Here is a 17,401-nt window from a genome sequence, read left to right as displayed (position 1 = left end):
GGTCCCAAATCGTCCGCTCTGCGCGTACCACGCCACCTTAGACGCTCCATATATCCCATCCGGCTCCGGGGTCCCCCGGCGAGGCCGATGGCACACCCCCGGGTGAACCGACCGGGTGAAGCCACGGAGCCGTTCCGGCGCGCCGCCGCAACCCGTCCTGACCACCGGAGCGGCAGGGTGCCGTAAAACAGGAGAGCCTGGGACAAAATCAGGCAGACCGCCCTGGTGGGAATCACCATCCGGATTTCCTGGTTGTCCCAGCACGGAGGGTGAGCCCCGGGCCGGACGGTAGGCTCGCACGCAGAAGCGGGATCTACCCTCCGTGACCGGCACCACCCAGCGTCGAGACCACAGCGCCGTGGCCGACCCGGTCCCCTTTCACGGGGTCACTCTTCACAACGGAAGGAGCCCTGAGACAGGGTGAGCACGACGCCGACGAACGCATTCGAGTGGTCCGAACTGGACGAGCGCACGGTTGACACAGCGCGGGTCCTGGCCATGGACGCCGTCCAGAAGGTCGGCAACGGACACCCCGGGACGGCCATGTCGCTGGCCCCCGCGGCGTACCTGATCTTCCAGCGTTTCCTGCGCCACGACCCGACCGACCCGTCGTGGGTAGGCCGCGACCGGTTCGTGCTGTCCCCCGGGCACACGAGCCTGACCCTCTACACCCAGCTGTACCTGTCGGGCTACGGCCTGGAGCTGGACGACCTCAAGGCCTTCCGCGTCGCGGGCAGCCGCACCCCGGGCCACCCGGAGCACGGCCACACCGCGGGCGTGGAGACCACCACCGGCCCGCTCGGCCAGGGCATCGCCAACGCGGTGGGCATGGCGATGGCCGCCCGCTACGAGCGCGGCCTGTTCGACCCGGACGCCGCCGCCGGCGAGTCCCCCTTCGACCACACCATCTGGGCCATCGTCTCCGACGGCGACCTGGAGGAGGGCATCTCCGCCGAGGCCTCCTCGCTGGCCGGTCACCAGAAGCTGGGCAACCTGGTCGCCCTGTACGACGACAACCACATCTCGATCGAGGGCGACACCGAGACCGCCTTCTCCGAGGACGTCCTCAAGCGCTACGAGGCGTACGGCTGGCACGTCCAGCGGGTCGCCCCGAAGGCCAACGGCGACATCGACGTGGCCGTCCTGGCCGACGCGCTGGCCGCGGCCAAGGCCGAGACCACCCGTCCGTCGATCATCGCGATGCGCACGATCATCGCCTGGCCGGCCCCGGACGCCCAGAACACCGCCAAGGCGCACGGCTCCGCGCTCGGCGCCGCCGAGATCGCCGCCACCAAGAAGGTCCTGGGCTTCGACCCGGAGAAGACCTTCGAGGTCTCCGACAAGGTGATCGAGCACGCCCGCGAGGTCATCAAGCGCGGCAAGGCCGCCCACGCCGAGTGGGAGCAGTCCCTGGAGGCCTGGCGCGCCGCCGACCCGCAGCGCGCCGCCGAGTTCGACCGCATCCAGGCCGGCGAGCTTCCCGAGGGCTGGAAGAAGACCGTCCCGGTCTTCCCCGCCGGCAAGGACGTCGCCACCCGCAAGGCCTCCGGCGAGACCCTCAAGGCGATCGGCGCGGTCATCCCGGAGCTGTGGGGCGGCTCGGCCGACCTCGCCGAGTCCAACCTCACCACCATCGACGAGGACAGCTCGTTCCTCCCCGAGGGCAACCCGCTGAAGAGCGCCAGCCCGTACGGCCGGACGATCCACTTCGGCATCCGCGAGCACGCCATGGGCTCGACCATGAACGGCATCGCCCTGCACGGCAAGACCCGCGTGTACGGCGGCACCTTCCTGGTCTTCGCCGACTACATGCGCCCGGCCGTTCGCCTGGCCGCGCTGATGAAGCTGCCGGTCACCTACGTCTGGACGCACGACTCGATCGGCCTCGGCGAGGACGGCCCGACCCACCAGCCGGTCGAGCACATGGCCTCGCTGCGCGCCATCCCGGGCCTGGCCATGGTCCGCCCGGCCGACGCCAACGAGACGGCCGTCGCCTGGCGCACCGTCATCGAGCGCCAGACCACCCACCCCGGCCCGGTCGGCCTGGCGCTCACCCGCCAGAACGTCCCGACCTTCGACCGCGAGGTCTTCGGCTCCGCCGAGGGCACCGCGAAGGGCGGCTACATCCTGGCCGAGGCCTCCAGCGGCGACCCGCAGGTGATCCTGCTGGGCACCGGCTCCGAGGTCCAGCTGGCCGTCAAGGCCCGCGAGGTGCTGGAGGCCGAGGGCATCGCCACCCGGGTGGTCTCGGTGCCGTCCTTCGAGTGGTTCCAGGAGCAGGACCAGGCCTACCGTGACAGCGTGCTGCCGCCGTCGGTCAAGGCCCGGGTGTCGGTCGAGGCCGGCATCGGCCAGGGCTGGCGCGAGCTGGTCGGCGACCACGGCCGGATCGTCTCGCTGGAGCACTTCGGCGCCTCCGCCGACTACAAGGTGCTCTTCGAGGAGTTCGGCCTGACCGCCGAGCGCGTGGTGGCCGAGGCCCACAACGCCCTCCGTTCCCTTGAGGCCGTCAACCGCTGACGCCCCCCGGGCCGTGCGCCCGCCCGCACGCGGGCGCACGGCCCCCTCTGACTACCCCACGAAGCAGAACAAAAAAGGACTGAAGCACCATGACTGACGCACTGAAGCGCCTCAGCGACGAAGGCGTGGCGATCTGGCTGGACGACCTCAGCCGCAAGCGGCTGAACACCGGCAACCTCGCCGAGCTGGTGCAGAACAAGCACGTGGTGGGCGTTACCACCAACCCGACCATCTTCCAGAAGGCCATCGGCGGCGGCGACGACTCCTACGACGGCCAGCTGCGCGACCTCGCCGTCCGCAAGGTCACCACCGACGAGGCCGTCCGCATGATCACCACCTCGGACGTGCGCGACGCGGCCGACGTGCTGCGCCCGGTCTACGACGCCTCCAACGGCCGCGACGGCCGGGTCTCCATCGAGGTCGACCCGCGCCTGGCGCACGAGACCGCGGCCACCGTGGCCGAGGCCAAGCAGCTGTGGTGGCTGGTCGACCGCCCGAACGTCTTCATCAAGATCCCCGCCACCAAGGCCGGCCTGCCCGCGATCGCCGAGGTGATCGGCCGGGGCATCAGCGTCAACGTCACGCTGATCTTCTCGCTGGAGCGCTACAAGGCCGTCATCGACGCCTACCTGACCGGCCTGGAGGCCGCCAAGGCCAAGGGCCTGGACCTCTCCCAGATCGAGTCGGTCGCCTCCTTCTTCGTCTCCCGCGTGGACACCGAGATCGACAAGCGCCTGGAGAAGATCGGCGGCGACGCCCGGGACCTTCGCTCCAAGGCCGCCCTGGCCAACGCCCGCCTCGCCTACCAGGCGTACGAGGAGGTCTTCGGCTCGGTCGACGGCAAGTCCGCCGGCAGCGCCCGCTGGCGCTCGCTGGAGGCCGCCGGCGCCAAGCCGCAGCGCCCGCTGTGGGCCTCCACCGGTGTCAAGGACCCGGCTCTGCCGGACACCCTGTACGTCACCGAGCTGGTCGCCCCCGGCACGGTCAACACCATGCCCGAGGCCACCCTGGAGGCCACCGCCGACCACGGCGTGGTCACCGGCGGCACCATCGTCCCCAACTACGCCGACGCCAAGGCCGTGATGGACGCCATCGCCGCCGCCGGCGTGGACTACGACGACGTGGTCCAGGTGCTGGAGGACGAGGGCGTGGAGAAGTTCGAGCAGTCCTGGAACGAGCTGCTCGACACCGTCACCGCCTCGCTCGCCTCCTTCGCCGGCGAGAAGTGACCGTTCGCTCACACAGCCAGCGCACGAAAGCGGAGCCCAACAAGTGAGCACTGATTTCCCCGAGTTGACCTCGGAGTCGGACGCGGACGATCTCCCGCCGGCCCCCGTCAACCCGCTTCGTGACCCGGCCGACCGACGGCTCCCGCGCATCGCGGGGCCGTCCGGTCTGGTCATCTTCGGAGTCACCGGCGACCTGTCCCGCAAGAAGCTCATGCCGGCCATCTACGACCTGGCCAACCGCGGTCTGCTGCCGCCGGGCTTCTCTCTCGTCGGCTTCGCCCGGCGCGAGTGGGACGACGAGGACTTCGCCAAGGAGGTCCACGACGCGGTCAAGGACCACGCCCGCACCCCGTTCCGGGAGGAGGTCTGGCAGCAGCTCGCCAAGGGCATGCGCTTCGTCCACGGCACCTTCGACGACGACGACGCCTTCGACAAGCTCCGCGAGACCATCGACGAGCTGGACAAGGCGCAGGGCACCGGCGGCAACTTCGCCTTCTACCTGTCCGTCCCGCCGAAGTTCTTCCCGACCGTCGTCCAGCAGCTCAAGAAGCACGGCCTGGCCGACCCCCCGCAGGGCTCGTGGCGCCGCGCGGTCATCGAGAAGCCCTTCGGCCACGACCTGGAGAGCGCCCAGGAGCTGAACCGGATCGTCCACGAGGTCTTCCCCCGGGACGAGGTCTTCCGGATCGACCACTACCTGGGCAAGGAGACGGTCCAGAACATCCTGGCGCTGCGCTTCGCCAACCAGATGTTCGAGCCGATCTGGAACCGGTCGTACGTCGACCACGTGCAGATCACCATGGCCGAGGACATCGGCATCGGCGGCCGGGCCGGCTACTACGACGGCATCGGCTCCGCCCGCGACGTCATCCAGAACCACCTGCTCCAGCTGATGGCGCTCACCGCCATCGAGGAGCCTGCGTCCTTCCACCCGAAGGCGCTGGTGGCCGAGAAGCTCAAGGTGCTCAGCGCCGTCAAGCTCCCGGCCGACCTCGGCCGGCACACCGTGCGCGGCCAGTACGCGGCCGGCTGGCAGGGCGGCGAGGAGGTGGTCGGCTACCTGGACGAGGACGGCATCGACCCGGACTCCAAGACCGACACCTTCGCGGCGATCAAGCTGGAGATCAACAACCGCCGCTGGGCGGGCGTCCCGTTCTACCTGCGCACCGGCAAGCGGCTGGGCCGCCGGGTCACCGAGATCGCGGTGGTCTTCCAGCGCGCCCCGTACCTGCCGTTCGACTCCTACGCGACCGAGGAGCTGGGGCAGAACGCCCTGGTCATCCGGGTCCAGCCGGACGAGGGCGTGACGGTGCGGTTCGGCTCCAAGGTGCCGGGCACCTCCTTCGAGGTCCGGGACGTCACGATGGACTTCGCCTACGGCGAGTCCTTCACCGAGTCCAGCCCGGAGGCGTACGAGCGGCTCATCCTCGATGTGCTGCTCGGCGACGCCAACCTGTTCCCGCGTCACCAGGAGGTCGAGCTCTCCTGGCAGATCCTCGACCCGATCGAGAAGTACTGGGACACCCACGGCAAGCCCGCCCAGTACTCCGCGGGGACCTGGGGCCCGGCCGAGGCGGACGAGATGCTCGCACGAGACGGCAGGAGCTGGCGCCGGCCATGAAGATCGACCTCACCAACACGACGTCCAGCAAGATCAACGCCGCGCTGATGGAGGCGCGCCGGGCCAGCGGCTCCACCGCCGCCGGCATGGTGCTCACCCTGGTGATCGTGACCGACGAGGGCAGCGCGTACGACGCCCTCAAGGCCGCCAACGACGCCTCCCGCGAGCACCCCTCGCGCACCCTCGCGGTGATCAAGCGCGCCGGGCGCTCGCCCCGGGCCCGCGCCGAGACCCGGCTGGACGCCGAGATCCTCGTCGGCACCGACGCCGGCTCGGGAGAGACGGTCATCCTGCGCATGCACGGCGAACTCGCCGCGCACGCGCAGTCGGTGGTCCTGCCACTGCTGCTCCCGGACGCCCCGGTCGTCGTCTGGTGGCCCGACAACGCGCCGCTGCACCCGGCGCAGGACCCGCTGGGCGCGCTCGCCCAGCGCCGGATCACCGACGCCGTCACCGCCGAGTCCCCGGTCGGCCAGCTCGCCCAGCGGGCCCAGAGCTACACCCCGGGCGACACCGACCTGGCCTGGACCCGGATCACCGGCTGGCGCTCGATGCTGGCCGCCGCGCTGGACCAGCGGCCGGTCACGATCACCTCCGCGGTGGTCGAGGGCGAGTCCTACAACCCCAGCGTCGAACTGCTCGGCCTCTGGCTGCACAACCGGCTGCACGTGCCGGTCGAGCGGATCGTCACCGGCGGCCCCGGCATCACCGCGGTGCACCTGCGCACCAAGGACGGCGACATCACCCTGGACCGCCCGGACGGCCTGATGGGCACGCTCTCCATGGTCGGTTCCCCGGACCGCCAGGTGGCGCTCAAGCGGCGCGAGACCTCGGAGCTGATCGCCGAGGAACTGCGCCGGCTCGACCCGGACGACATCTACGCGACGGCCGTGCGCACGCCCGTCGACCGGCTGCGCGAGCCGGACACCGCCGAGACGGCGGCGGCCGAGCGGGTCGCCCGCGCGGCGGTCACCGAGGCCGCGGTGGCCAACCCCGCCCGGGTGACCGCCAAGGTCGCGTCCGAGGACGTGGCCGAGGCCGAGGCCGCCGAGAAGGCTCCCGCCAAGAAGCCCGCCAAGCGCGCCGCCAAGGGGAGCGCATGACCAACGCGACCCCGCAGCTGGTCGTCCACCGGGACAAGGAGCTGATGGCCCAGGCGGCCGCGGCCCGGCTGATCACCCGGATCGTGGACGCCCAGGCCGCCCGCGGCACCGCCTCGGTGGTGCTCACGGGCGGGCGCAACGGCAACGCCCTGCTGGCCGCGATCGCCGCCTCCCCGGCGCGCGACGCGGTCGACTGGGCGCGGCTGGACCTCTGGTGGGGCGACGAGCGCTTCGTCCCCGCCGGGGACCCGGACCGCAACGCCGTCCAGGCCCGCGCCGAACTGCTGGACTCCGTCCCGCTCGACCCGGCGCGGGTGCATGAGATGCCCGCCTCGGACGGTGCGGACGGCTCGGATGTGGAGGCCGCCGCCGCCCGCTACGCGGAGGAGCTGGCGAAGGCCTCCGGCCCGGGTGACCGGCTCGGCGTCCCGGCCTTCGACGTGCTGCTGCTCGGCGTCGGCCCGGACACCCACGTCGCCTCGCTCTTCCCCGAGCACCCGGGCGTGCGGGAGACCGAGCTGACCGTGATCGGCGTGCGCGGGGCCCCCAAGCCCCCGCCGACCCGGATCTCGCTCACCCTCCCGGCGATCCGGGCGGCCCGCGAGGTCTGGCTGCTGGCGGCCGGCGCGGACAAGGCGGACGCGGTCGCGATGGCCCTGTCCGGCCCGGGCGAGCTCCAGGCGCCCGCCTCCGGCGCGTACGGCCGCAGCCGCACCCTGTGGCTGCTGGACCGGGCCGCGGCGGAGCAGATCCCGCCCCAGCTGTACCCGCCGGCCTCGGCGTAACGGGCCCGGCAACGCACAAGGGCGCCACCGTCCTCGACGGTGGCGCCCTTCGCTGTCTGTCGTCCGGGTCAGATCTCGCCGCGCAGCTTGGCCAGCGCCTCGGCGAGGATCGCCTCGCCGTCGGCGTCGGTGCGCCGCTCGCGGACGTAGGCGAGGTGGGTCTTGTACGGCTCGTTGCGCGAGGGCGCGGGCGGGTTGTGCTCGTCCTGTCCGGCCGGGAAACCGCACCGCGGGCAGTCCCAGGTGTCCGGGATGACGGCCTCGGCGGCGAAGCTCGGCCGGGTCTCGTGCTTGTTGGCACACCAGAAGGTGATCCGGTTGCGCGGGGCGGACTCGCCGCGCTCCGCCTCGCCCATCGGGCCCGCTCCGACCCTGCTGCCACGGATGGCGTTGCCACTTGCCACGGTCTGACTCCCTGCGTGCTGGTGCGCCGACCCTCCGCGGTGCGCGTCGGTGGCGAAAGTCGTCCTAGTGTAAGCAGGAGTTAAGCGTCCACCGCCATCGCCTCCGCCCCCGACCGTCCCAGGATAGGCGCTCGGGCGACGGGGCGTCAGGGTTACGTCAGCTCTTGTACTTCAGCACCAGGCCCAGCACGATGATGCAGGCGAACCAGGCGAGACCGACCACGATCGTGATGCGGTCCAGGTTGCGCTCGGCCACCGCCGAGCCGCCGCCGGTGGACATCGCGCCGCCACCGAACATGTCCGACAGGCCGCCGCCCTTCCCCTTGTGCAGCAGCACCAGCAGGATCATCAGCAGACTGAAGATGATCAGGGCAATCGAGAACCCGAGAACCACGACGGGACCAACTCTCTCGTATCTTCGGCGACGGGGCCGGACCGCTGACGGCGGTCCGGCCCCAAAGCCTACGTTGCTGCAGCGGCGTTAGCCTACTGCCTGCTCACGGTAGCGCACGATCTTGACGAACTCGTCGGCGTCCAGCGAGGCACCGCCGATCAGGCCGCCGTCGATGTCGGGCTTGGCCATCAGACCGGCCGCGCTCGACGACTTCACCGAACCGCCGTACAGCACGCGGACCTTGTCGGCCAGCTCGGCGTCGTACAGCTCGGCGATCCGCTTGCGGATGGCGGCGCAGACCTCCTGCGCGTCCTCCGGGGTGGCCACCTCGCCGGTGCCGATCGCCCAGACCGGCTCGTAGGCGACCACGATGGACTCGGCCTGGTGGGCCGGGATGTCCGCCAGGGCGCCGTCCAGCTGGGCGAGGGTGTGCTCGACGTGGGTGCCGGCCTTGCGGACGTCCAGCGGCTCGCCGATGCACAGGATCGGGGTGATCCCGGCCCGGTAGGCGGCCTTGACCTTGGCGTTGACGATCGCCTCGTCCTCACCGTGGTACTGGCGGCGCTCCGAGTGGCCGATCACCGCGAAGGTGCACTTCAGCTTGGCCAGCATCGGGCCGGAGACCTCGCCGGTGTAGGCACCGGAGTCGTGCTGCGAGATGTCCTGCGAGCCGTACTTGATCTTCAGCTTGTCGCCGTCGACCAGGGTCTGCACCGAACGCAGGTCGGTGAACGGCACCAGGACGGCGACCTCGACGGCCTCGTAGTCCTTGTCGGCCAGCGCGAAGGCCAGCTTCTGGGTGTGCTGGATGGCCTCAAGGTGGTTGAGGTTCATCTTCCAGTTGCCCGCCATCAGCGGGAGACGCTCAGTCATTGCTTTCAGCCTTCCAGGGCGGCGAGACCGGGGAGGGTCTTGCCCTCCAGGTACTCGAGGCTGGCGCCACCGCCGGTCGAGATGTGTCCGAATGCGTTCTCGTCGAAGCCCAGGATGCGGACGGCCGCGGCGGAGTCGCCGCCACCGACCACGGTGAACGCGTCGCTGTCCAGCAGCGCCTGGGCCACGGCCTTGGTGCCGTTCGCGTAGTCCGGGTGCTCGAAGACGCCCATCGGGCCGTTCCAGAACACGGTGCCCGCGTCGGCCAGCTTCGCCGCGTACAGCTCGCGGGTCTTCGGGCCGATGTCCAGGCCCTCCTGGTCGGCCGGGATCGCGTCCGCGGCGACGAGCGAGGGGTTGGCCGGGGCCTTGGTCTTGAGGTCGGGGAAGTCCACCGACACCAGGACGTCCACCGGCAGGACGAACTCGACGCCCGTCTCCTCGGCGCGCTTCAGGTAGTCCAGGACGACCGGGATCTGGTCCTCCTGCAGCAGCGAGATGCCGACCTCGTGGCCCTTGGCCTTGAGGAAGGTGTACGCCATGCCGCCGCCGATCAGGATCCGGTCGGCCTTCTTCAGCAGGTTGTCGATCACGCCGAGCTTGTCGGAGACCTTGGCGCCGCCGAGCACGACCACGTACGGGCGCGCGACCTCCTCGGTGAGCTTCTTGAGCACACCGACCTCGGTGGCGATCAGGTCGCCGGCCGCGTGCGGCAGCAGGCCGGGCAGGTCGTAGACCGAGGCGTGCTTGCGGTGCACGGCGCCGAAGCCGTCACCGACGTACAGGTCCGCGAGGGCGGCCAGCTGCTCGGCGAAGGCCTTGCGCTCGGCGTCGTCCTTGCTGGTCTCGCCGGCGTTGAAGCGCAGGTTCTCCAGCAGCGCGACCTCGCCGTCGCCCAGCGCGGCCACGGTGGACTCGGCGCTCTCACCCACGGTGTCGGTGGCGAAGGCGACGTTCTTGCCGAGGATCTCGCCGAGGCGCGCGGCCGCCGGCGCGAGGGAGAACTGCGGGTCCGGCGCGCCCTTGGGGCGGCCGAGGTGGGAGGCGACGACGACCCGGGCGCCGCGCTCGACGAGCTTGGCGATGGTCGGGGCGACGGCGCGGATCCGGCCGTCGTCGGTGATCGTGGTGCCGTCCAGCGGGACGTTCAGGTCGGCACGGACGAACACGCGCTTGCCGGCGACGTCGAGGTCTTCGATGGTCTTCACGGGGATTGGCTCTCCTGGGGAGATGGTTGATGCGCAGAGGCGGCACGGCGCAGGGGCCGCCTGGGAAGTCCTGGTGCGCAGAGCGAGGGCCCGGTCGGCACAGTGCGCCAGCCGGGCCCTCGCCCCTACATCACGTCAGCTCCCGCTGCGTCAGAGCTGGCCGCCGACGAGGGAGGTCAGGTTGACGAGGCGGTTCGAGTAGCCCCACTCGTTGTCGTACCAGCCGAGCACCTTGACCTGGTTGCCCTGGACCATGGTGAGCTGGGAGTCGAAGATGCAGGAGGCCGGGTCGTTGACGATGTCCGAGGAGACGATCGGGTCCTCGGTGTAGGTCAGGATGCCCTTGAGCGGGCCCTCCTGCGAGGCCTTCTGGAAGGCGGCGTTGACCTCGTCCTTGGTCACCTCGCGCTCCAGGGTGACGACCAGGTCGGTGATGGAGCCGGTCGGGACCGGGACGCGCAGCGAGGTGCCGTCCAGCTTGCCCTTCAGCTCCGGCAGGACCAGGGCGGTCGCCTTGGCGGCACCGGTCGAGGTCGGGATGATGTTCTGCGACGCGGCACGGGCGCGACGCAGGTCCTTGTGCGGGAAGTCCAGGGTCACCTGGTCGTTGGTGAACGCGTGGACGGTCGTCATCAGGCCCTTGACGATGCCGAAGTTCTCGTGCAGCACCTTGGCCATCGGCGCCACGCAGTTGGTGGTGCACGAGGCGTTGGAGATGATCGAGTGGTTGGCGGCGTCGTACTTGTCCTCGTTGACGCCCAGGACGATGGTGACGTCCTCGTCGCTCGCGGGCGCCGAGATGATGACCTTCTTGGCGCCGGCGGTGAGGTGCTTCTTCGCGGCCTCGGCCTTGGTGAAGATGCCGGTGGACTCGACGACGATGTCGGCGCCCAGGGCGGCCCACGGCAGGTTGGCGGGGTCACGCTCGGCGCTGACCTGGAAGGTCTTGCCGTCGACGGTGATGCTGTCCTCGGTGTGCGAGACCTCGCCCGGGAAGGTGCCCAGGGTGGTGTCGTACTTGAGCAGGTGAGCCAGGGTCTTCGTGTCAGTGAGGTCGTTGACACCGACGATCTCGATGTCCGCGCCCTGCGCCTTGACCGCGCGGAAGAAGTTGCGGCCGATGCGGCCGAATCCGTTGATGCCTACCCGGATCGTCACGAACCGATCTCCTCGTTAGGTACGCCGGAGCTAAGCCGACGGGGGTGAGATTTGGGAAGTCCCCGACCGCCTATGACCCTACCCCTCCCAGGCCTGGGAGGGCACATCGCGCCACGTGCGACGACCTGGCGTGGCGCGAAATCAGGCCGACCGTCCTTGGCCGTCAGGGCAGTTGGTCCCGGTCAGTGGTCTCTACCAATTTGCGCACACCGGGCGCGTCCGGGTATCCCCTCCGGACACGGCGGCGGCCGGTGCCCGGAATCCGGACACCGGCCGCGGAACAGCCACTCGGTGCGGCGGTCAGTTCATCGCCATCTCGTCGGTGAGGTTGGCCTCGGTGCTCGGCAGGCCGAGCTCGGAGGCGCGCTTGTCCGCCATCGCCAGCAGGCGGCGGATCCGGCCGGCCACCGCGTCCTTGGTCAGCGGCGGGTCGGCGAGCGCGCCCAGTTCCTCCAGCGAGGCCTGCTTGTGCTGCATCCGCAGCTGACCGGCCGCGGCCAGGTGCTCGGGCACCTCCTCGCCGAGGATCTCCAGCGCCCGCGCCACCCGGGCGCCGGCCGCCACCGCGGCGCGGGCCGAGCGGCGCAGGTTGGCGTCGTCGAAGTTGGCCAGGCGGTTGGCGGTGGCCCGGACCTCGCGCCGCATCCGGCGCTCCTCCCAGGCGAGCACCGACTCGTGCGCGCCGAGCCGGGTCAGCAGCGCGCCGATAGCGTCGCCGTCGCGGATCACCACCCGGTCCACGCCGCGCACCTCGCGGGCCTTGGCCGGGATGCCGAGCCGGCGGGCCGCGCCGACCAGGGCGAGGGCGGCCTCGGAGCCGGGGCAGGTGATCTCCAGCGAGGAGGAGCGGCCCGGCTCGGTGAGCGAGCCGTGCGCCAGGAAGGCCCCGCGCCAGGCCGCCTCGGCATCGCAGGTGGCCCCGGAGACGACTGCCGGGGGCAGCCCCCGGATCGGCCGGCCCCGGCCGTCCACGAGGCCGGTCTGGCGCGCGAGCAGTTCGCCGTCCTTGACCACCCGGACGACGAAGCGGCTGCCGCGCCGCAGTCCGCCGGGGGCCATCACCACGAGGTCGGAGGAGTGTCCGAAGATCTCCAGCAGGTCCTTGCGCAGCCGCCGCGCCGCCGCGCCGGTGTCCAGCTCCGCCTCGATCACGATCCGGCCGCTCACGATGTGCAGCCCGCCCGCGAACCGCAGGATCGCCGACACCTCCGCCTTGCGGCAGCAGGCCCTGGTGACCGGGAGCCGGCTGATCTCGTCCTTCACCGCTGGAGTCATCGCCATGGCCCGATCCTTCCATGTGTCCGGAAAATCCGGTCGTACGCTGCCGCCAACAGCTCCGGGTCGTGTCGCGGGGTGCCGTCGGTGCGGGCCACCCGGCCCAGGACCAGGGCGGCGCCCATCCGCTCGGCGGCCTTCTCCAGACCGGCCAGATCCGCCTGGCCGAAGGCGCCGCCGGTGACGGCGCGCTCGTCCACCAGGATCGCATCCACCGCGAGGCCCGGGGCGTGGTCGGCGATGACCTCCAGGTGGCGCTGCGGGGTGAAGCCCTCGGTCTCGCCGGGCTGGGGGGCCAGGTTCAGGGTGAGCAGGCGGCGGGCGCGGGTCTCGGTGAGCGCCTTGGCCAGCTCCGGGACCAGCAGGTGCGGCAGCACGCTGGTGAACCAGGAGCCGGGACCGAGCACCACCCAGTCCGCCTCCCGGACGGCGGTGACCGCCTCCGGGACGGCCGGCGGCCCGTCCGGCAGCAGCCGGATCGACTGCACGGTGCCGGGCGTGACCGCGACGCTGGCCTGGCCGCGGACGGCCGACAGCTCGCCGGGGCGCTCCGGGTCGTGGCCGCGCACGGTCGCCTCGATGTCCAGCGGCACCGCCGACATCGGCAGTACCCGGCCCTGGACGTTCAGCAGCCGGCCGACCCAGTCCAGGGCGGCCACCGGGTCACCGAGCTTCTCCCAGAGCGCGACGATCAGCAGGTTGCCGACCGCGTGGCCGCCGAGCTCGCCGGTGCCGGTGAAGCGCTGCTGGATCACCTCGGACCAGGTGCGCCCCCAGTCGTCGTCCCCGCACAGCGCGGCCAGCGCCTTGCGCAGGTCGCCGGGGGGCAGCACGCCCAGCTCGGTGCGGAGCCGGCCGCTGGAGCCGCCGTCGTCGGCGACGGTGACCACGGCGGTCAGGTCGCTGGTGAGCCGGCGCAGCGCGGAGAGCGAGGCGGACAGGCCCTGGCCGCCGCCGAGCGCGGTGATCCGGGGGGCCGGGTTGGCCCGGGCGGGGCTGCTGCGCGGCCGGCTCGGGACCGGCGGCCGGGCCGGGCCACCCGCCCGGTCGGCACTCCTGTTCTGCGGCTGCCGCCCGGGCACATATCCCGCCACACTCACCTCGCGTTCCTCGCCGCGGCCGCCGGCCCCGCCGGCGGCCCGGCTAGGAGGCGGCGGTCACTCCCGTCCCATGTCACGGTGGACGAGCACCGTCTCCACTCCGTCGGCGATGAGACGCTTGGTCAGGCGCTCGGACATCGCGACGCTGCGGTGCTTGCCACCGGTGCAGCCTACGGCAAGCGTCATGTAGCGCTTCCCCTCGCGGCGGTACCCCTCGGTGATGATGCGCAGGAGCTCGGCGTAGCCGTCCAGGAACTCGTTGGCGCCGGGCTGCTGGAACACGTAGTCGGCGACGTCCGCGTCGGTGCCGGTGCGGGCGCGCAGCTCGGGCACCCAGTGCGGGTTGGGCAGGAAGCGGCAGTCCACCACCAGGTCGGCGTCGACCGGCAGGCCGTACTTGAAGCCGAAGGACATCACGGTGGCGCGCAGCTCGGGCTCGTCGTGGTCGGCGAACTGGGCGTCCAGCTTGGCGCGCAGCTGGTGCACGTTGAGGTTGGAGGTGTCGATCACCAGGTCGGCCTCGCCGCGCAGGTCGCGCAGCAGGTCGCGCTCCTGGGCGATGCCGTCGACGATCCGGCCGTCGGCCTGCAGCGGGTGCGGGCGGCGCACGCTCTCGAAGCGGCGGACCAGCGCGTCGTCGGAGGAGTCCAGGAAGACCACGCTGAGCCGGACGCCGCGCTTCTCCAACTCGTCGAGCGAGGTGAGCAGGTCGTCGAAGAACTGGCGGCCCCGGACGTCCACGACCACGCCGATCCGGGCGACGTTGCCCTGGGAGCGGGCGCCCAGGTCGACCATGGTCGGGATCAGGGCCGGTGGCAGGTTGTCCACCACGAACCAGCCCAGGTCCTCCAGGCACTTCGCGGCGGTGGAGCGGCCGGCTCCGGACATGCCGGAGATGATCACCAGCTCCGGCGCGTTCTCGGCCACGTCTGACACGGTCACTTCGGTTCCCCGCTCTCGGTCTTTCTGCTGGGGAGAACGCGCACGGCGCGACCGCCCTTCCCCTGCCCGGACAGGCGGGCGGGGGCTGGGCGCGCCGTCTGACGGTCGGCGTCGACCGTCATGGCGTCTCCTGGGATGGTGCGGTCTGGGATGCTGCGACCACCGGCTCGGCGGCCGGTTCGGCCCCGTCCTCGATGATCTCGCCGGTAGCGGTGTTCACCGCTGGTGCGACGGGTGTACGGGAGGACAACGCCGCCGCAACAGTCTCCGCCGTGCGGCGTCCGATGCCGGGTACGGCGCAGAGTTCGTCGACGGTGGCGGCCCGGAGCCTCTTCAGCGAGCCGAAGTGCTTGAGCAGCGCCTGGCGGCGAGTCTCGCCGAGGCCCGGGACGGAGTCCAGTTCCCCGGCGGTGAGTCGCTTGGAACGCTTGCTGCGCTGGTAGGTGATCGCGAAGCGGTGGGCCTCGTCGCGGACCCGCTGGAGCAGGTAGAGGCCCTCGCTGGAGCGCGGCAGCACGACCGGGTCGTCCTCGCCGGGCAGCCAGACCTCCTCCAGCCGCTTGGCCAGGCCGCACAGCGCGACGTCGTCGATGCCGAGTTCGTCCAGGGCGCGCTTGGCGGCGGCGACCTGCGGCTGGCCGCCGTCGACGACCAGCAGTTGGGGCGGGTAGGCGAAGCGGCGCGGACGGCCCGTCTCCGGGTCGATCGGGCCGGCCGGGGCCCCGGTGCCGTCGGCGGCGGCGCCCGGGTCGTCGGCCTCGGGGACGACCCACTCGCCGGTCTGCTCGCGCTCCTGGAGGTAGCGGCGGAAGCGCCGACCGATCACCTCGTGCATCGAGCGGACGTCGTCCTGGCCCTCGAAGCCCTTGATCTGGAAGCGCCGGTACTCGCTCTTGCGGGCCAGGCCGTCCTCGAAGACGACCATCGAGGCGACCACGTCCTCGCCCTGGAGGTGGGAGATGTCGAAGCACTCGATGCGCAGCGGCACCGAGTCCAGCTCCAGCGCGTCGGCGATCTCCTGCAGGGCGCGGCTGCGGGTGGTGAGGTCGGAGGCGCGCTTGGTCTTGTGCAGTGCCAGCGCCTGCTGGGCGTTGCGCTGCACGGTGGCCATCAGGTCCTTCTTGTCGCCGCGTTGCGGGATCCGCAGGTCGACCTGGCTGCCGCGCAGGCCGCTCAGCCAGTCCCGGACCGGACCGGCCGGCTCGGGCAGCGCGGGGACGAGCACCTCGCGCGGGACGGACTCGTTGCGCTCGTCCGGGCCGCCGGCACCACCGTAGAGCTGCTGGAGGGCGTGCTCGACCAGGCCGGCGGTGTCGACGTCCTCGACCTTGTCGGTGACCCAGCCGCGCTGGCCGCGCACCCGGCCGCCGCGGACGTGGAAGATCTGGACGGCGGCCTCCAGTTCGTCCTCGGCGACGGCCAGCAGGTCGGCGTCGGTGGCGTCGGCGAGCACGATGGCGTTCTTCTCCATCGCGCGCTTGAGGGCGCCGATGTCGTCCCGCAGCCGGGCCGCCTTCTCGTACTCCATCTCCTCGGCGGCCTCCCGCATCTGCTCTTCCAGCCGGCGCAGGTAGTTGCCGGTGCGCCCGGCCATGAAGTCGCAGAAGTCCTCGGCCAGCGCCCGGTGTTCGTCCGGCGAGACCTTGCCGACGCAGGGCGCGGCGCACTTGCCGATGTAGCCGAGCAGGCAGGGCCGGCCGACCTGCCGGGCGCGCTTGAACACGCCGTTGGAGCAGGTGCGGACGGGGAAGACGCGCAGCAGCAGGTCGACCGTCTCGCGGATCGCCCAGGCGTGCCCGTACGGGCCGAAGTATCGCACGCCCTTCTTGTGCGCCCCGCGCATCACCTGGACCCGCGGGTACTCCTCGTCGAGGGTGACGGCGAGTTCCGGATAGCTCTTGTCGTCGCGGTACTTGACGTTGAACCGCGGGTCGAACTCCTTGATCCAGGAGTACTCCAGCTGGAGCGCCTCGACCTCGGTGGCCACCACCGTCCACTCCACCGAGGCGGCGGTGGTGACCATGGTCGCGGTGCGCGGGTGCAGGCCGGCCAGGTCCTGGAAGTAGGACGACAGGCGCGGCCTCAGGCTCTTGGCCTTGCCGACGTAGATGACCCGTCCGTGGGCGTCACGGAACTTGTAGACGCCCGGTGAGGTCGGGATCGCGCCCGGCGCCGGGCGGTAGGTGCTCGGGTCAGCCATGGGTCCACCGTACCGAGTGGGGCCGGGGCCGCGAAGGAGAGATCGACGGGGCGGAGATCAACGGGGCGGGGATCGACTGGGCGGAGATCAACTGCTTCAGCTCGGGGTCACCTTGAGGTTCCCGCCGTCGACCGTGACGGCGTAGGCGGGCAGCGGCCTGGGGGCCGGGCCGTCCTGGACGGCGCCGTCGGTGATGGCGAACCGGCTGCCGTGGCAGGGGCACTGGATCTGCTGGCTCTTCACCTGGTCGACGACGCAGCCGGCGTGGGTGCAGACGGCGCTGAAGGCCTTGTACTCCCCCGCGGTCGGCTGGGTCACGACGATCTTCTGGTTGCGGAAGACCTTGCCGCCGCCCTCCGGCACCGCCGAGGCCGGGCCGAGGTCCACCGGGCTCTTGGCCGCGCTGCCGGCGCCGGAGGAGCCCGAGGAGGAACCGCAGCCGGCGACCGCCACGGTGCCGCCGGCCGCCAGTACGGCGGCGGCGCCGCAGAGCACGGTGCGGCGGGAGGTGGCGGGGCTGGTCTCGGGGGCCTCTGACATCGGTGCGCTCCTGCGGTTCGGCTTCCTACGAGGGACCACGGAAGTCTAT

The 17,401-nt window shown here is 71.6% G+C and carries 15 protein-coding genes; 5 read left to right on the top strand and 10 right to left on the bottom strand.

Annotation, left to right across the window (positions count from 1 at the left end; all coding sequences use genetic code 11):
* Positions 1–420: 420 nt before the first annotated feature.
* The 5 genes from tkt (at position 421) to pgl (ending at position 7,258) form a co-directional block, all read left to right on the top strand.
* A complete protein-coding gene (tkt, locus tag ACIP37_RS15710; RefSeq protein ID WP_363580443.1) occupies positions 421–2,520 on the top strand; it encodes a transketolase in 2,100 nt (699 codons plus the stop codon).
* 89 nt (positions 2,521–2,609) lie between these two features.
* The gene (gene tal, locus ACIP37_RS15705; protein WP_063349514.1) at positions 2,610–3,749 is read left to right on the top strand and encodes a transaldolase; all 1,140 of its coding nucleotides are present in this window, start codon (positions 2,610–2,612) and stop codon (positions 3,747–3,749) included.
* 64 nt (positions 3,750–3,813) lie between these two features.
* On the top strand, positions 3,814–5,370 hold the full coding sequence (gene zwf, locus ACIP37_RS15700; RefSeq protein WP_363580670.1) for a glucose-6-phosphate dehydrogenase: 1,557 nt from the start codon (positions 3,814–3,816) through the stop codon (positions 5,368–5,370).
* On the top strand, positions 5,367–6,473 hold the full coding sequence (opcA, locus tag ACIP37_RS15695) for a glucose-6-phosphate dehydrogenase assembly protein OpcA (RefSeq protein ID WP_363627954.1): 1,107 nt from the start codon (positions 5,367–5,369) through the stop codon (positions 6,471–6,473). Before zwf ends, opcA begins: the two co-directional genes overlap by 4 nt.
* A complete protein-coding gene (gene pgl, locus ACIP37_RS15690; protein ID WP_363580439.1) occupies positions 6,470–7,258 on the top strand; it encodes a 6-phosphogluconolactonase in 789 nt (262 codons plus the stop codon). Before opcA ends, pgl begins: the two co-directional genes overlap by 4 nt.
* A 68-nt stretch (positions 7,259–7,326) precedes the next feature.
* On the opposite strand, the gene ACIP37_RS15685 is transcribed toward pgl, so the two are convergent.
* The 10 genes from ACIP37_RS15685 to ACIP37_RS15640 all read right to left on the bottom strand — a co-directional run bounded on the left by ACIP37_RS15685 (position 7,327) and on the right by ACIP37_RS15640 (position 17,352).
* Positions 7,327–7,614, bottom strand: a complete 288-nt coding sequence (locus tag ACIP37_RS15685; RefSeq protein WP_063349510.1) for an RNA polymerase-binding protein RbpA — start codon at positions 7,612–7,614, stop codon at positions 7,327–7,329.
* A gap of 205 nt (positions 7,615–7,819) precedes the next feature.
* A complete protein-coding gene (gene secG / locus ACIP37_RS15680; RefSeq protein ID WP_063349509.1) occupies positions 7,820–8,056 on the bottom strand; it encodes a preprotein translocase subunit SecG in 237 nt (78 codons plus the stop codon).
* 87 nt (positions 8,057–8,143) lie between these two features.
* Positions 8,144–8,929 carry a triose-phosphate isomerase gene (gene tpiA, locus ACIP37_RS15675; protein WP_350885798.1) on the bottom strand — a complete coding sequence of 262 codons (786 nt, stop codon included), beginning with the start codon at positions 8,927–8,929 and terminating at the stop codon, positions 8,144–8,146.
* A gap of 5 nt (positions 8,930–8,934) precedes the next feature.
* The gene (locus tag ACIP37_RS15670; RefSeq protein WP_363580436.1) at positions 8,935–10,137 is read right to left on the bottom strand and encodes a phosphoglycerate kinase; all 1,203 of its coding nucleotides are present in this window, start codon (positions 10,135–10,137) and stop codon (positions 8,935–8,937) included.
* Between the two features lie 150 nt (positions 10,138–10,287).
* Positions 10,288–11,295, bottom strand: coding sequence for a type I glyceraldehyde-3-phosphate dehydrogenase (gap, locus tag ACIP37_RS15665; protein WP_363580434.1), 1,008 nt, complete (start codon positions 11,293–11,295; stop codon positions 10,288–10,290).
* Positions 11,296–11,595: 300 nt separating this feature from the next.
* Positions 11,596–12,576 (bottom strand): DNA-binding protein WhiA, encoded by a 981-nt coding sequence (whiA, locus tag ACIP37_RS15660; RefSeq protein WP_063349505.1) that lies wholly within the window; start codon positions 12,574–12,576, stop codon positions 11,596–11,598.
* On the bottom strand, positions 12,567–13,664 hold the full coding sequence (gene yvcK, locus ACIP37_RS15655) for a uridine diphosphate-N-acetylglucosamine-binding protein YvcK (RefSeq protein WP_350885867.1): 1,098 nt from the start codon (positions 13,662–13,664) through the stop codon (positions 12,567–12,569). The genes whiA and yvcK overlap by 10 nt, the downstream gene beginning before the upstream one ends.
* 63 nt (positions 13,665–13,727) lie before the next feature.
* Entirely contained in the window at positions 13,728–14,612 is an 885-nt protein-coding gene (gene rapZ / locus ACIP37_RS15650; RefSeq protein ID WP_350885802.1) for an RNase adapter RapZ, read from the bottom strand.
* A gap of 118 nt (positions 14,613–14,730) precedes the next feature.
* A complete protein-coding gene (gene uvrC / locus ACIP37_RS15645) occupies positions 14,731–16,812 on the bottom strand; it encodes an excinuclease ABC subunit UvrC (protein WP_363580432.1) in 2,082 nt (693 codons plus the stop codon).
* Between the two features lie 96 nt (positions 16,813–16,908).
* The gene (locus ACIP37_RS15640) at positions 16,909–17,352 is read right to left on the bottom strand and encodes a Rieske (2Fe-2S) protein (protein ID WP_363580430.1); all 444 of its coding nucleotides are present in this window, start codon (positions 17,350–17,352) and stop codon (positions 16,909–16,911) included.
* Positions 17,353–17,401: the final 49 nt, after the last annotated feature.

The organism is Kitasatospora sp. NPDC088861 (assembly GCF_044750105.1).
In the GTDB taxonomy this organism is placed as follows: Bacteria; Actinomycetota; Actinomycetes; order Streptomycetales; family Streptomycetaceae; genus Kitasatospora.
This window is presented reverse-complemented; position numbering and strand designations above follow the sequence as displayed.

What these genes read in the sequence shown, in the direction of transcription:
- tal (WP_063349514.1), top strand. Translation starts at nt 2,610, where the DNA reads ATGACTGACGCACTGAAGCGCCTCAGCGACGAAGGCGTGGCGATCTGG.
- opcA (WP_363627954.1), top strand. Translation starts at nt 5,367, where the DNA reads ATGAAGATCGACCTCACCAACACGACGTCCAGCAAGATCAACGCCGCG.
- pgl (WP_363580439.1), top strand. Translation starts at nt 6,470, where the DNA reads ATGACCAACGCGACCCCGCAGCTGGTCGTCCACCGGGACAAGGAGCTG.
- ACIP37_RS15685 (WP_063349510.1), bottom strand. Translation starts at nt 7,614, where the DNA reads ATGGGCGAGGCGGAGCGCGGCGAGTCCGCCCCGCGCAACCGGATCACC.
- tpiA (WP_350885798.1), bottom strand. Translation starts at nt 8,929, where the DNA reads ATGACTGAGCGTCTCCCGCTGATGGCGGGCAACTGGAAGATGAACCTC.
- whiA (WP_063349505.1), bottom strand. Translation starts at nt 12,576, where the DNA reads ATGGCGATGACTCCAGCGGTGAAGGACGAGATCAGCCGGCTCCCGGTC.
- uvrC (WP_363580432.1), bottom strand. Translation starts at nt 16,812, where the DNA reads ATGGCTGACCCGAGCACCTACCGCCCGGCGCCGGGCGCGATCCCGACC.
- ACIP37_RS15640 (WP_363580430.1), bottom strand. Translation starts at nt 17,352, where the DNA reads ATGTCAGAGGCCCCCGAGACCAGCCCCGCCACCTCCCGCCGCACCGTG.